Annotated in this window: 14 protein-coding genes; 3 read left to right on the forward strand and 11 right to left on the reverse strand. The window is 38.2% G+C overall.

The features are described from left to right. Window positions 1–39 precede the first annotated feature (39 nt). On the reverse strand, window positions 40–249 hold the full coding sequence (locus MKY46_RS22975; RefSeq protein WP_036123806.1) for a hypothetical protein: 210 nt from the start codon (window positions 247–249) through the stop codon (window positions 40–42). A 283-nt stretch (window positions 250–532) separates the two neighbouring features. On the opposite strand from MKY46_RS22975, the gene MKY46_RS22980 reads away from it, so the two are divergent. Beyond that, window positions 533–1,843, forward strand: a complete 1,311-nt coding sequence (locus MKY46_RS22980; RefSeq protein ID WP_036123811.1) for a globin-coupled sensor protein — start codon at window positions 533–535, stop codon at window positions 1,841–1,843. Window positions 1,844–1,887: 44 nt separating this feature from the next. Here the strand turns inward: MKY46_RS22980 and MKY46_RS22985 are convergent, their stop codons facing one another. From MKY46_RS22985 to adh, 5 genes are all read right to left on the reverse strand, one after another. Then, window positions 1,888–2,367 (reverse strand): acyl-CoA thioesterase, encoded by a 480-nt coding sequence (locus tag MKY46_RS22985; protein ID WP_016992152.1) that lies wholly within the window; start codon window positions 2,365–2,367, stop codon window positions 1,888–1,890. Window positions 2,368–2,436: 69 nt separating this feature from the next. Next, window positions 2,437–3,864 carry an aldehyde dehydrogenase family protein gene (locus MKY46_RS22990; protein WP_036123816.1) on the reverse strand — a complete coding sequence of 476 codons (1,428 nt, stop codon included), beginning with the start codon at window positions 3,862–3,864 and terminating at the stop codon, window positions 2,437–2,439. 43 nt (window positions 3,865–3,907) lie between these two features. After that, complete coding sequence (locus MKY46_RS22995) at window positions 3,908–4,876, reverse strand: DUF4003 family protein (protein WP_340809611.1); 969 nt, start codon at window positions 4,874–4,876, stop codon at window positions 3,908–3,910. A gap of 332 nt (window positions 4,877–5,208) precedes the next feature. Beyond that, window positions 5,209–5,568 (reverse strand): DUF779 domain-containing protein, encoded by a 360-nt coding sequence (locus MKY46_RS23000; RefSeq protein ID WP_036123819.1) that lies wholly within the window; start codon window positions 5,566–5,568, stop codon window positions 5,209–5,211. A gap of 21 nt (window positions 5,569–5,589) precedes the next feature. Beyond that, window positions 5,590–7,110, reverse strand: a complete 1,521-nt coding sequence (adh, locus tag MKY46_RS23005; protein WP_036123825.1) for an aldehyde dehydrogenase — start codon at window positions 7,108–7,110, stop codon at window positions 5,590–5,592. 240 nt (window positions 7,111–7,350) lie between these two features. Here adh and rluF point away from each other — a divergent pair, with 240 nt between their 5' ends. Both rluF and MKY46_RS23015 read left to right on the forward strand, forming a co-directional pair. Beyond that, complete coding sequence (gene rluF / locus MKY46_RS23010) at window positions 7,351–8,052, forward strand: 23S rRNA pseudouridine(2604) synthase RluF (protein WP_036123828.1); 702 nt, start codon at window positions 7,351–7,353, stop codon at window positions 8,050–8,052. A 23-nt stretch (window positions 8,053–8,075) separates the two neighbouring features. Continuing rightward, complete coding sequence (locus MKY46_RS23015) at window positions 8,076–8,795, forward strand: DUF6904 family protein (RefSeq protein WP_036123832.1); 720 nt, start codon at window positions 8,076–8,078, stop codon at window positions 8,793–8,795. A gap of 41 nt (window positions 8,796–8,836) precedes the next feature. On the opposite strand, the gene MKY46_RS23020 is transcribed toward MKY46_RS23015, so the two are convergent. The 5 genes from MKY46_RS23020 to MKY46_RS23040 all read right to left on the reverse strand — a co-directional run bounded on the left by MKY46_RS23020 (window position 8,837) and on the right by MKY46_RS23040 (window position 12,793). Continuing rightward, window positions 8,837–9,337 (reverse strand): cupin domain-containing protein, encoded by a 501-nt coding sequence (locus tag MKY46_RS23020; RefSeq protein ID WP_036123834.1) that lies wholly within the window; start codon window positions 9,335–9,337, stop codon window positions 8,837–8,839. Window positions 9,338–9,483: 146 nt separating this feature from the next. After that, a complete protein-coding gene (locus tag MKY46_RS23025) occupies window positions 9,484–10,191 on the reverse strand; it encodes an ABC transporter ATP-binding protein (protein WP_036123837.1) in 708 nt (235 codons plus the stop codon). Then, on the reverse strand, window positions 10,191–10,970 hold the full coding sequence (locus MKY46_RS23030; protein WP_036123840.1) for an ABC transporter ATP-binding protein: 780 nt from the start codon (window positions 10,968–10,970) through the stop codon (window positions 10,191–10,193). The genes MKY46_RS23025 and MKY46_RS23030 overlap by 1 nt, the downstream gene beginning before the upstream one ends. Then, the gene (locus MKY46_RS23035; RefSeq protein ID WP_036123842.1) at window positions 10,970–11,905 is read right to left on the reverse strand and encodes a branched-chain amino acid ABC transporter permease; all 936 of its coding nucleotides are present in this window, start codon (window positions 11,903–11,905) and stop codon (window positions 10,970–10,972) included. Before MKY46_RS23035 ends, MKY46_RS23030 begins: the two co-directional genes overlap by 1 nt. Window positions 11,906–11,917: 12 nt before the next feature. Continuing rightward, window positions 11,918–12,793, reverse strand: a complete 876-nt coding sequence (locus MKY46_RS23040) for a branched-chain amino acid ABC transporter permease (protein WP_036123845.1) — start codon at window positions 12,791–12,793, stop codon at window positions 11,918–11,920. Between the last annotated feature and the right edge of the window lie 130 nt (window positions 12,794–12,923).

The following is a 12,923-nucleotide window of genomic DNA, read 5'->3' on the forward strand; positions in this document are numbered from 1 at the left end:
CGTTTTGTCATGAAACGAGCAGTCTCCTTTTTCAAGAAGTTAATAGGGTCCCCTATCATCAATTTTATTATCACCTTGCTGCGGAAATAAAAAGTATGCTAGTACGCCTGATCCCAAAGTTGCACAGATTGTAATTAATAATCGCTCAACAGAGGGTACCTCAGCATAATAGTTTCGTAACATATAAACAGAGCCAATTGCGACAATAACCATGACTGGGATGACAAATTTAAAACGCTTTTTCTCCATATAATACCTCCTCTACTCCCTTTTTACGTACAGTCTCTATCTTGCTAAACAGTTCGTATTTTACAGGTTTCCTATTTTAAATTCAAATTTACTTCGCTTCACTAATTGAACTGACAATAAAGTAAAAAAATAAAGAAATAACCAAATTTTTAACCAAATATTCAGCAAATAATAGTAAAATAGATTTAATACCAATTATTTATCAAATTTACAAACCTAACAAATTTCAAAAGGCTTTTTTACTTACAATTTATTATGGATATTAGGAATGGAGCAAATAATAATGAGTTGGTTTTCCAAAAACAGTAGTGCTAACTATTCAATTACATTAACACCTGAAAATTTTAAGAATGATGTTCGACTAGATGTATCGAACTACCCGAATCTTCAAAAACAATTGCAACTTTTAAATTTAACAGTAGACGATTTAGCAATCATAAAACAACTACAACCGCTTGCAAAGGATCTCATCCCTGCAATGGTGGAGCAATTTTATGCTGCCATTAGTTTGAGCCAAGATCTAATCGATATTATTAATAGAACATCACATATTGACCGTTTGAAAATTACATTACATAAACATTTAAGTGATATTTTTGAGAGTCATATAAATGATGCCTACATTGCCGAAAGAAAGGCAATTGCCGAGACTCACGTGCGAATTGGTTTACAATCCAAATGGTATATTGCCTCATTCCAATCACTCACTTCTACATTCACAAATTTTGTGAGCGAAGTGGACATCTCAAAACAAGATGCCATTCGTGCCATAAATGCTTTTTGTAAAATCATTAATTTCGAGCAACAGCTTGTGATTGAGGCCTATGAAAATGAAGAAGAACGCATTCGCTCAGTGGCTGATGCAACAAAAAACTCTCTTGTTACAACCATTCAGAGTACAGCAGAGGAGCTCAACTCTATTAGTGAAGAAACAGCAGCATCACTATTGGTTATTTCCTCGCAGACAGATGATATTGCTGTGGCGACAAAGCAAGGATTAAGCTTCGTAGCAGATACCCAAGAAAAATCAAGACGTGGTCAACTGCAGCTTAAAGAACAAAATGATTTAATCCAAGTCATTTTACAAAGTGTCAACAGTCTGGAGGTAACGATGAATCAGCTACGTACCTCTTCTCAGAAAATTTCTGAGATTGTTGGACTTGTTACAGGTATTGCTGATCAAACCAATTTATTAGCCTTAAATGCTTCCATCGAGGCTGCTCGAGCTGGAGAACATGGGAAAGGTTTCGCGGTGGTGGCTGAGGAAGTACGCAAGCTTGCTGAGGAAACAAAAAATGCCGTACAAAATGTTTCACACCTCATTAAAGAAACAGAAAGCAATATTACAACGATGGCCAATTCCGTTCTTAATGTGGATCAAAAAATTCAGCACAGTGTCAATACACAAGAGAATTTATCCAAGTCATTTAATGATATTGCCGATGCTGTTTCTGGCATTCAACAGCAATATGTCAACACATCAAGAGATATTTCAGCCATCTCTAATCTAATTACTGAATTATCACAGGGAGCTACGCTCGTTTCTTCTTCTTCTGACTCTCTTATTAATGTAGTTAATGAACTAAATATGTAAAATGAAAGGGAAATTCACTTTTAAAAGCGAATTTCCCTTTCTCCTTAATGTGGTAATGCACGTTTTTGCTTACGGTGCTCTCGTCTTGCTGGCCCTGTTTCAAACAAACGTTTTTCTTCATCTGTTTCAGGATAAATCGCAGGAACTGGTACTGGTTTCCCTTCCTCATTTACTGCAACCATCGTAACAAAGGATTCTGTCGTTAATTTTTCCTCGCCAGTCTCAATATTACGAGAAACAACACGAACGTAAACTTCCATAGAAGAACGTCCTGTAGACGAAACAATACTCTCGATTTCAAGAATATCCCCTACATGTGCAGCCGATAAAAAATCAACCGAATCAATAGATGCTGTAACTACGAGTCCCTTCGCATGTTTCATTGCTGTAATAGCAGCGATTTCATCAATATAAGCTAACACTCTTCCACCGAAAATAGAATTGTGATTATTTGTGTCTGGGGGTAATACGAGACGCGATTGAACCGTACGTGATTGGCTCATTGGTACAGCGTTGTTTGGCATAATACTTGCAACTTCCCTTCATGTAATGTTCTTTCGTCATCGTATCGCAGAAGAAGAGCTGATGCAAATTTAGAATGATTTTTTCATCGAAATAAATTTCATATCGCTCATTTCCTCAATGGCCCACTTAATTCCTTCTCGTCCATAACCACTCATCTTCACACCACCATATGGCATGTTATCTACCCTGAATGTCGGAATATCATTAATAATGACAGCACCAGCCTGTAATTCGTCTGCTGCATATAAGGCATCTGACAATATATTCGTGTAAATACCCGCATTTAGACCAAGGTCCGACTCGTTCACAAGTCGAATCGCGTCGTCTAATGTTTCATATGAAACAATTGAGACGATTGGTGCGAATGTTTCCTGACAGACAATTTTCATGTCAGCTGTTACATTCGTCATAACTGTTGGTGTTAGAGTACGTTCTGTAAATTCGCCACCTGTTGCAATAACTGCCCCTTGTTCTTGCGCTTCCTCAACCCACGCTCGGATACGTTCTACCTCATTTGAATTAATCATGGCACTGACATCTGTCTTTGTATCTAACGGGTCTCCTACTATAAGTTTTTTCGTTTCTTCAACGAATGCTTCAGTAAATTCATCAATGATGGACGAATGCACATAAATACGTTGTAACGAAATACATACTTGTCCAGCAAAGTTGAAAGCACCGCTTACGCAACGACTAACAATTTTATGAATTGGCGTCGATGGTTCGACAATTACGGCTGCATTAGAACCTAGTTCTAACGTTATTTTACGCAAACCGACCTTTTCTTTAATGCTCAAACCAACTTTACTACTGCCTGTAAAGGTTACTTTTTTGACGTATGGATGCGTAACAAGTGTATCACTAAGCTCGCCACCACTTCCTGTTACGATCTGCAACGCGCCATCAGGTAATCCTGCTTCACGAAAAATTTCAGCCATCACAATAGCACTTAACGGCGTTTGTGTTGCTGGCTTTAATACAACCGTATTACCTACTGCAAATGCTGGGCCTAATTTATGTGCCACTAAATTGAATGGAAAATTAAACGGCGTAATGGCTGAGATTACACCTAATGGTTCTCGTTTTGTCCAGCCTATACGATCTCCAGCTCCAGGTGCTGCATCCATCGGAACAGTCTCACCCTTAGACTGTTTAGCTCCCTCTGCCGCAAATTGATAGGTTGCGATTGTACGGTCAATTTCGGCTAATCCTGCTACTATAGGCTTCCCTGCCTCTAATGCTAAAATTTCAGCAAATTCTTCTTTACGTTGTCGCATAATCTCAACAACTTTATATAATATTTCGGCACGTTCGTAGGCTGTAGTCTTTTTAAACGATTGGAATGCCTGCTGTGCACCTTCGATAGCTCTCTCTACATCTTGTATCGATGCTTTTGCTACCTGAGCAATAACCTCACCACTATACGGAGATGTTAGCTCATAGCTTTCCTTAGCATCTTGCCACTGACCATTCATCCATAGTTTTGTTTCCTTCATCCTTCAAATGCACCTCCAAATAATCAAGTTCTCCTTTATTCTATCATGAAGAACTTGAACTTGATGCAATAGCAGCTGCACTAACCGCAGCTATCATCGCTGCTTGCTGTGCTTGGATTAATAATTCAATGGAAGACATAATGGTCATGGACAAAGAATTTTGCACCTTCGCCATATCATAAATAGCGATTTGTACAGCCATAAAGAGAACAAATTCACGGTGCCATTTTAATAATTTCAAGTCCTTTAATTCTTGATATAAATCAATAATATCTTGAAGCTGTGCTTTAGTAAGACTTAGTATGGCTAAAAAGCCGAGTAAAGGATAATGCATAGCCTTGACCTTTACATTTTGCTTTTTGAGTGTATCACGGAGTGCCACAACATTTGGTGCTAGATTAACATCAAATTGTGGGGATAAAAATGTTAATACCTGTGATAGCCACTGTAGTTCATTACCAGCATTAAAATTATATGTTCGTAATTCTTTATAATATTGATTCATTGTTTCCGCCCGTAGCTCAACATCATCAGATGGACTACTCAATAACACTGCATAAGGAATGTCCTCATAAGATGTTAAAAATGGATGATGTTTACGAATAGCATCGAATAAAGTTCTAGCTGCCTGTGCATGTGCTTTTTTATTTTGTTCATCCTCAGTCAAAAACTGTGCTCCGATATAGCTGAAATTGCCGCTTCTAAATTTGGCTTCCTTCAAGATACTCACGTTTGTAAGTAAATTCTCGACTGCCTTTTCAGTATCTTCTTGCTCCAATAAATTGGCGGCAATACTATACCCAACTGTTGTTCGTAAAGGGGACATCCACGAGGATTGCTTCTTCATCTCTTGCAGAACATTTTTATATCTTATTGCATCAAAAGTTTTTCCTGACGCTACAAATTTACTAGCAATCGCTAAAACAATTTTACGATCGACTGTCCAACCAGCAGCCTTTGATACATCCTCAACTGTATTTGTAAGTTCATTTTCAATCAGCGCGTAATCCATATTTAGCACACTCCTTTACCCATTTTACGTGACAATCTGTGCGAAAGATTCAATCCTCTTTGTAACAATTAACATAAAAAGTAAACTTAATTTAATGTATGTTACTTCATTTATCTGATTTAATAGGAAATATTAACAACTATAAAAGGAGGTCTTGAGGATGATAGCAAAAACCACAAGAAAACTATTATTTACCGTCACCTTAAAGGATCGATTAAATTTATTCCTATTTTTAAGAAATTCATCAACTAATATCGCTTTACATACTCTATTCCACAAAAATTAATATAAAAAACAGCGGCAAATTTTTCTGCCGCTGTACTATCCTTCATTTAAATTAACCCTAGTTCTCGTAACTCCTCAGATGTGAAGGCTCTTGACCTTGTTAGGAAACGTTTTCCCTCTACGCCCTCTAATGAGAACATGCCTCCTCTGCCCGCAACAACATCCAATATGATTTGTGTATGCTTCCAGTAATCATATTGATTTTTGTGCATGTAGAAAGGCGCACCACCAATCTCTCCAAGGCACACATCCTGATCTCCTAATAGCAAATCACCTTCTGGATAGCACATTGGCGAGGAGCCATCACAGCATCCGCCGGACTGATGAAACATCACAGGTCCATGTTTATCTTTTAATAGATTGATTAGTGCCAGCGCTTCTTCTGTAGCTAGTACACGTTCAACCACGCTCATGCACCTCCCTACGAATTAGAAGAAACCAAGTTTGTTTTCGCTGTAGCTAACTAATAGGTTTTTCGTTTGTTGGTAATGTGCTAACATCATTTTGTGATTTTCACGACCAACACCTGACATTTTATAGCCGCCAAATGCAGCATGTGCCGGATAAGCATGGTAACAGTTTGTCCAAACACGACCTGCTTGAATTTCACGACCGAAGCGATAAGCTGTATTAATATCTCTCGTCCAAACGCCAGAACCTAAGCCATATAATGTATCATTAGCAATTTCTAGTGCTTCCTCTTTTGTTTTAAACGTTGTTACAGCAACAACTGGTCCGAAAATTTCCTCTTGGAAAATACGCATTTTATTATTTCCCTTGAAGACTGTCGGTTTAATGTAGTAGCCATTTTCGAAGCCCTCGCCTACATTATTTTTCTCGCCACCAATTAGGCATTGTGCACCCTCTTGCTTACCAATATCTAAATAAGAAAGAATTTTTTCCATTTGCTCACTTGAAGCCTGCGCACCCATCATTGTGTTTGGATCAAGCGGATTGCCCACTTTAATGGCTTCTACACGCTGTAGTACACGCTCCATAAATTTATCGTATATAGATTCCTGGATCAGTGCACGTGAAGGACATGTACATACTTCTCCTTGATTGAGAGCAAATAGTACGAAGCCCTCTACTGCTTTATCTAAAAAGGCATCATCTTTATCCATAATATCTTCAAAGAAGATATTTGGTGATTTACCGCCCAATTCTAATGTAACGGGAATAAGATTTTGAGATGCATATTGCATAATTAAACGACCTGTCGTCGTCTCACCTGTAAAGGCAATTTTACCAATGCGAGGATTGGATGCAAGCGGTTTCCCTGCTTCTAAGCCAAATCCATTCACAACATTAATAACTCCTGGTGGTAATAAATCTTCTATTAATTCCACAAGCACCATAATAGATGCTGGTGTTTGCTCTGCAGGTTTTAATACGACACAGTTCCCAGCTGCAAGTGCTGGTGCGAGCTTCCATACTGCCATTAATAGTGGGAAGTTCCAAGGGATGATTTGACCCACTACACCAATCGGCTCATGGAAGTGATAAGCAACTGTATCGTTATCAATTTGGCTAACGGAACCTTCTTGAGCACGTAAGACTCCAGCAAAATAACGGAAATGATCAATTGCAAGAGGGATATCTGCATTTAATGTTTCGCGCACCGCTTTACCGTTATCCCATGTTTCAGCAACGGCTAGCTTTTCTAGATTTTCCTCAATACGGTCCGCAATTTTAAGTAAAATGTTTGCACGTTCTGTTGGTGATGTTTTGCCCCATGCATCTTTAGCAGCATGTGCTGCATCGAGTGCATGTTCAATATCCTCAGCTGTGGAACGTGCTACTTGTGTAAAAACTTGTCCAGTAACAGGAGTGACGTTATCAAAGTATTGACCTTTCACTGGGGGTGTCCATTCGCCACCAATATAATTATCATATTTCTGTTTGAATTGAACTACCGATCCTTCAGTGTTTGGAAATGCATAAACCATTTTACTTCTCCCCTTTACACAATTTAATGAGAACTATCTAGAAAAAACGTTATTTTATATCGGAATAACACTATTTTCATAGAAACCCTCTCAACTACTATATTGTCAGAAACGTAAAATAATTTCAACTTTTTCAAAAACTTTTCCATTTAATTTATTTTTGCTAGAAAAGCTTCTAGAATTCACGGCATGTACACGTTAAGGTATACTTAAAAATAATATAAAATATAGGAGAACAATATGCGTATTAATAAATATTTAAGTGAAACAGGCATCATATCCCGTCGTGGTGCTGATAAATGGGTTGCTGAAGGAAAAGTAACCATTAATGGTCAGTTGGCGACTGTCGGTAGTCAGGTTGAAACGGGTGATATAGTTTGCGTTGATGGAAAAGAGGTAAAGAAAGAACAACAGCTTGTCTATATTGCTCTGAATAAACCTGTCGGCATTACAAGTACAACAGAGCGTCATATAAAAGGCAATGTCGTTGATTTCGTCAATCATCCCTTACGTATTTTTCATATCGGACGTCTCGATAAGGAATCAGAGGGATTATTGTTATTAACTAATGATGGCGATATCGTCAATAAAATTCTGCGTGCAGAAAACCATCATGAAAAAGAATACATCGTTCAAGTTGATCAGCCTATAACAGCGCAATTTATTAAAAAAATGGGAGCCGGTGTTGATATTCTAGATACAACAACCTTACCTTGTCGTGTAGAAAAGATTTCGGACAAAGTTTTTAAAATCATTTTAGAGCAAGGCTTAAATCGTCAAATCCGCCGAATGTGCTCAGCGCTAGGTTATTCCGTTAAGCGCCTACAGCGTATTCGTATTATGAATATTAAGCTTGGTAATTTAAAAGTGGGCCAATGGCGTGATTTAACAGATAAGGAACGAACAGAACTATTCAAACTACTCAACTACACACCTAAATAAGCACTTAAAGGAGGGCGAGGACTATGATATCTATTCAAAGCACAGAGCAACTAACAGGGGTACGGGTTAGCGGGGATTATTGGGATTTAGATGAACTAATCAATGCGATCTATAAAGTAACTGGTGATGAAAATAAATACTATGATTATCAAGGTCCTCGACTACGTATTTTAAGCGTATGCTATAAACTAAGACATGCTATGCTCGGGGAACATCACCTTGATTTTGTGAGTAACGGACTTAATAAAAATGTCCTGACACAACATGAACTGATCTTTCCTAATAAAAATGTTTATTTTGCCACAGAAATTCTTTGGCCAGAAATAATATTTAGTGCGATTGCTTTAAATGATTTTATTGATTTGCATCAGCAGTTAAACAATGCGTCCATGTGGAATTATGAAATTGCCATTTTACGCAAGTTTCAAGCGGCTATTGCCGATTGTTTGGAACAGGAGATTGATGAGGAGGATTATGTTATGTTTGTCCGAATGCTACATGCTAAAAATCCATTCACTTTCCGTTTTGCTACGCAATATGTTGATGTTCTGAATCTAGAATATATTCAATTAAGTAAAGAGGAGCGAAAAGCACATTTAGCGGCATTTGCGGTGCGATTAATGGTAGAGGATCATGAATATTTGGCATTAAAATCAACTCTAATGGAAGCAGCTATTACGACTAAGCAAGCATTACATGATATCCAAATACAACTGAATTATCCTGAAGAAATACTATGGTGAACAAATCATGCCGTCTCAAAAACTTTGAGACGGCTACTTTTCTATTTAATGGTTTTGTAAGTCATTTTACGAATAACTCCCTCGTGCTGAGGATAGTCTGCTAAAAGCTCTTCCTGTGTAAACAATTCAAAATCTGCAAAGTCAAATCCTGGTGCAACCATACACCCGACTAGACTAAACGACTCGGAATCCTCCACCGATGAGCCGAAAATGGTATTTTTCGGAACTGCAATTTGTGGTACCTCACCAGCTTCTACATTCAAACCAAGCTTTTTCGCCTCATAGGTACCATCGGGGAAAATCATATGAACTGTTAGTGGACTTCCCGCATGGTAATACCATAGCTCATCTGATTGCAATCGATGTAAATGTGAGATATCTTGTGAGCGTAATAAGAAATAAATACTCGTATAAATAGGTCTCTGAACATCTCTCACTGCTAGCTCGTCTGTGGCACGAAATGATGAAATGTAATAGCCTCCTTCTGGATGTTCGGCTAAATTTAATTGTTTAATAAAATATTGTGCTGAAAACTTCAACATGTATCACTCCTTTTTTCCACCTTACCAAAAAATAAAGTAAAAAGGCTACCTTTGATTTTTCAAGGGATCAGCTTTATCAAGAGGTAATCTTGATATATCGAAGATCAACTGAAAGGGCATCTCTTTGTTGAGATGCCCTTCAAATTCTATAATCCGCCTAAATAAGCTGCTTTTACTTGCTCGCTCTCTTGAAGCTCTTTTGCTGAACCAGCTAAAACAATACGTCCTGTTTCAAGTACATACGCACGATTAGCAACAGATAAAGCCATATTAGCATTTTGCTCAACAAGCAATACAGTTGTACCTTCTTTATTGACCTGTTCAATAATATTAAAGATGTTTTTAACCATTAGCGGTGCAAGACCCATCGAAGGTTCATCCATTAATAACAGTTTTGGTTTTGCCATTAACGCACGCCCCATCGCAAGCATCTGCTGTTCCCCACCAGATAATGTACCTGACTGCTGCTTGCGACGCTCTAATAAGCGCGGAAATAGCTCGAAAACATGATCCATATCTTTTTTAATACCAGCTTTATCATTACGTAGATAGGCACCAAGCTCTAAGTTTTCTTCTACTGACATATTGGCAAAAACACGACGACCCTCCGGAACGTGGGAAATTCCTGATTTAACAATAGTTTGTGCTGCCTTCCCAGCAATAGAGAAGCCCTCGTATTCAATAATGCCACCTTTTGGCTTCAGTAAACCAGATAATGTCTTTAACAATGTACTTTTTCCAGCACCATTTGCACCGATTAACGTTACAATTTCACCCTCGTTTACTTCTAAAGAGAGGCCCTTTAATGCTTGGATGTTGCCATAATAAACATCGATATTTTGTACTTTTAGCATTAGCCGATAACCTCCTCACCAAGGTACGCTTCAATTACCTTAGGATTGTTGCGAATTTCTTCTGGTGTCCCGTCAGCGATTAATTGTCCATGATCGAGTACATAAATGCGTTCACAAATACCCATAACTAAGCTCATATCATGCTCAATTAACAAAATGGTTAAGCCAAATTCTTTACGAATAAATGCAATTAACTCCATTAAATCATGTGTTTCCTGCGGGTTCATCCCTGCTGCTGGCTCATCCAATAATAGTAGCTTGGGATTCGCTGCTAAAGCACGAGCAATCTCTAAACGACGCTGCATTCCATATGGTAAATTTTTCGCTAGTTCATCCTTATAGACATCTAAGCCAAAGATTTTTAAGAATTCAATTGATTGATGCTCCATTGCTGCCTCACCCTTGAAATGAGTTGGCAAACGGAAAATAGAAGACCACATGGAATGCTTAGCAAGAGAATGATTGGCTACCTTAACATTGTCTAGAACAGATAGCTCTTTAAATAAGCGAATATTTTGGAACGTACGGCTAATACCCTTTTGCGTCACCTGATATGGTGCAAGTCCATTTAATCTCATACCATCAAAAGTAATTATACCTTCCGTTGGGGTATAAACCCCTGTCAGCATATTAAAGCTGGTTGTTTTCCCAGCACCATTAGGTCCAATTAGCCCTACTAATTCACCTTGATTAAGGTACATATTCACACCCTGTACCGCCTTTAAACCACCGAATTGAATCCCCATGTTTTCAACTTTTATAAGAAGGTTTCCAGTCATTATTTTGTACCTCCTTTTTTACCAAACTTAAATAACTGCGTAATTTCCTTTGTTCCCATTAAGCCGGTTGGACGATAAAGCATGACAATAATTAATACTAAACTATAAATAATCATACGAGTTTCAGGGAAGTTTGCTAGATAAGTTGATACAAAAGTTAAGAAAATCGCTGCAATCACTGAACCAGAAAGACTCCCTAAGCCACCGAGTACAACATAAATTAAAATATCAAATGATTTTAAGAAACCAAATGTTGTCGGTTGGATAATATAAAAGTTATGTGCGAAAATAGCTCCAGCTAGACCTGCAAAGAAAGACCCAATCGCGAATGCAACAACTTTATAATAGGTCGTATTAATACCCATAGCATCCGCTGCAATTTCATCCTCACGAATGGAAATACACGCACGACCATGACGAGAATTTGTAAAGTTCGAGATAACGAGAATCGTTAACACAACACCAAAAAATGCATATGTCCAGTTAGATAAATATTTAACCTGCATCCCCGCTGCGCCACCAACATAATCCGTATTTAAAAAGATAATACGAATAATTTCAGCAAAGCCTAGTGTCGCAATTGCTAAATAATCTCCTTTTAAACGCAGAGTGGGAATCCCTACTATTAGACCAGCAACCGCTGCTGCGACTGCCCCTAAAAGGATAGCCAATGGGAATGGCAGCATTAATTTTGTGGTAATGATAGCGGACACATATGCACCAACTGCTAGGAACCCAGCATGCCCAATTGAGAATTGTCCAGTAACCCCAATAACAATATGCAAGCTGACAGCCAGCATGATGTTAATACACATTGTGATTAACATATTTTTGTAGTACAAATCAATTACTTCTGTTGTAATCAATAATTGCACAACTGCATAGATGACTAGCGCTATTACGGCATAGCCCCAAAAAATTTTAGACTTTTTCATAAAACCGCTCACCTACACTTTCTCACGGGCATTTTTACCAAAGATACCCGATGGTCTGAAGATTAAAATTAAAATTAAAATTACGAATGCCGCTGCATCACGCCATAATGAGAAGCCAAGCGCACTTACTAAGGACTCTACAACGCCTAGTAACATACCACCAACCATAGCGCCCGGAATGATACCAATACCACCAAGAACAGCTGCGATAAATGCTTTAACGCCAGGAATAACACCCATTAAAGGATCAATCTTTGTATAATAAACACCGAAGATAACACCCGCTGCACCAGCTAAAGCTGAACCAATAGCAAATGTTGCAGAGATTGTATTATCAACGTTTATACCCATTAAGCGAGCTGCATCTGCATCGTGAGAAACGGCACGCATCGCTTTACCGATTTTTGTTTTATGTACGATGAATTGTAAAAGAATCATCAGTACAACTGCGACTGATAAAATTAAAATGGATGTACTGCTAATTTGTACACCAAAAATATCAAATGATTTATTTTTGAAAACTTCAGGATAAGCTGCTGGTTGAGCACCTCTGAAGAAAATAGTAGTGTATTCAATTAACAATGACACACCAATCGCTGTAATTAATGCTGCGATACGTGTTGCATTTCGTAAACGTTTATAGGCAATACGTTCAATTAAAACACCAAAGATCGCACAAACGGTCATTGCCAATAATAGAGCCGGGAAGAAACCAAGCTCCCATTTAGCAATTGCGTAAAAGCCAATAAATGACCCGATCATGAAAACATCACCATGAGCAAAGTTAATCAGCTTGATAATACCGTATACCATCGTATACCCTAACGCTATTAACGCGTAGATACTTCCAAGTGAAATACCGTTCACAAGTTGCTGTATCCATTCCATGCGCATTCACTCCTTTGAATTTTCTGAAAAACGAGAAATCTGTACATGCATCTATACTAGAAAGTTATGAATTACGTTAGCATTCTAGTTATCTAAAACATAAAAAGGAAGGCGTGTTTACCCGCCTCCC

Source organism: Lysinibacillus sp. FSL M8-0355 (genome assembly GCF_038008985.1).
GTDB classification, from domain to species: Bacteria; Bacillota; Bacilli; order Bacillales_A; family Planococcaceae; genus Lysinibacillus; species Lysinibacillus fusiformis_D.

Coding starts and splice junctions, on each gene's coding strand:
- MKY46_RS22975 (WP_036123806.1), bottom strand. CDS start 249: ATGGAGAAAAAGCGTTTTAAATTTGTCATCCCAGTCATGGTTATTGTC.
- MKY46_RS22980 (WP_036123811.1), top strand. CDS start 533: ATGAGTTGGTTTTCCAAAAACAGTAGTGCTAACTATTCAATTACATTA.
- MKY46_RS22985 (WP_016992152.1), bottom strand. CDS start 2,367: ATGCCAAACAACGCTGTACCAATGAGCCAATCACGTACGGTTCAATCG.
- MKY46_RS22990 (WP_036123816.1), bottom strand. CDS start 3,864: ATGAAGGAAACAAAACTATGGATGAATGGTCAGTGGCAAGATGCTAAG.
- MKY46_RS22995 (WP_340809611.1), bottom strand. CDS start 4,876: ATGGATTACGCGCTGATTGAAAATGAACTTACAAATACAGTTGAGGAT.
- adh (WP_036123825.1), bottom strand. CDS start 7,110: ATGGTTTATGCATTTCCAAACACTGAAGGATCGGTAGTTCAATTCAAA.
- rluF (WP_036123828.1), top strand. CDS start 7,351: ATGCGTATTAATAAATATTTAAGTGAAACAGGCATCATATCCCGTCGT.
- MKY46_RS23015 (WP_036123832.1), top strand. CDS start 8,076: ATGATATCTATTCAAAGCACAGAGCAACTAACAGGGGTACGGGTTAGC.
- MKY46_RS23020 (WP_036123834.1), bottom strand. CDS start 9,337: ATGTTGAAGTTTTCAGCACAATATTTTATTAAACAATTAAATTTAGCC.
- MKY46_RS23025 (WP_036123837.1), bottom strand. CDS start 10,191: ATGCTAAAAGTACAAAATATCGATGTTTATTATGGCAACATCCAAGCA.
- MKY46_RS23030 (WP_036123840.1), bottom strand. CDS start 10,970: ATGACTGGAAACCTTCTTATAAAAGTTGAAAACATGGGGATTCAATTC.
- MKY46_RS23035 (WP_036123842.1), bottom strand. CDS start 11,905: ATGAAAAAGTCTAAAATTTTTTGGGGCTATGCCGTAATAGCGCTAGTC.
- MKY46_RS23040 (WP_036123845.1), bottom strand. CDS start 12,793: ATGGAATGGATACAGCAACTTGTGAACGGTATTTCACTTGGAAGTATC.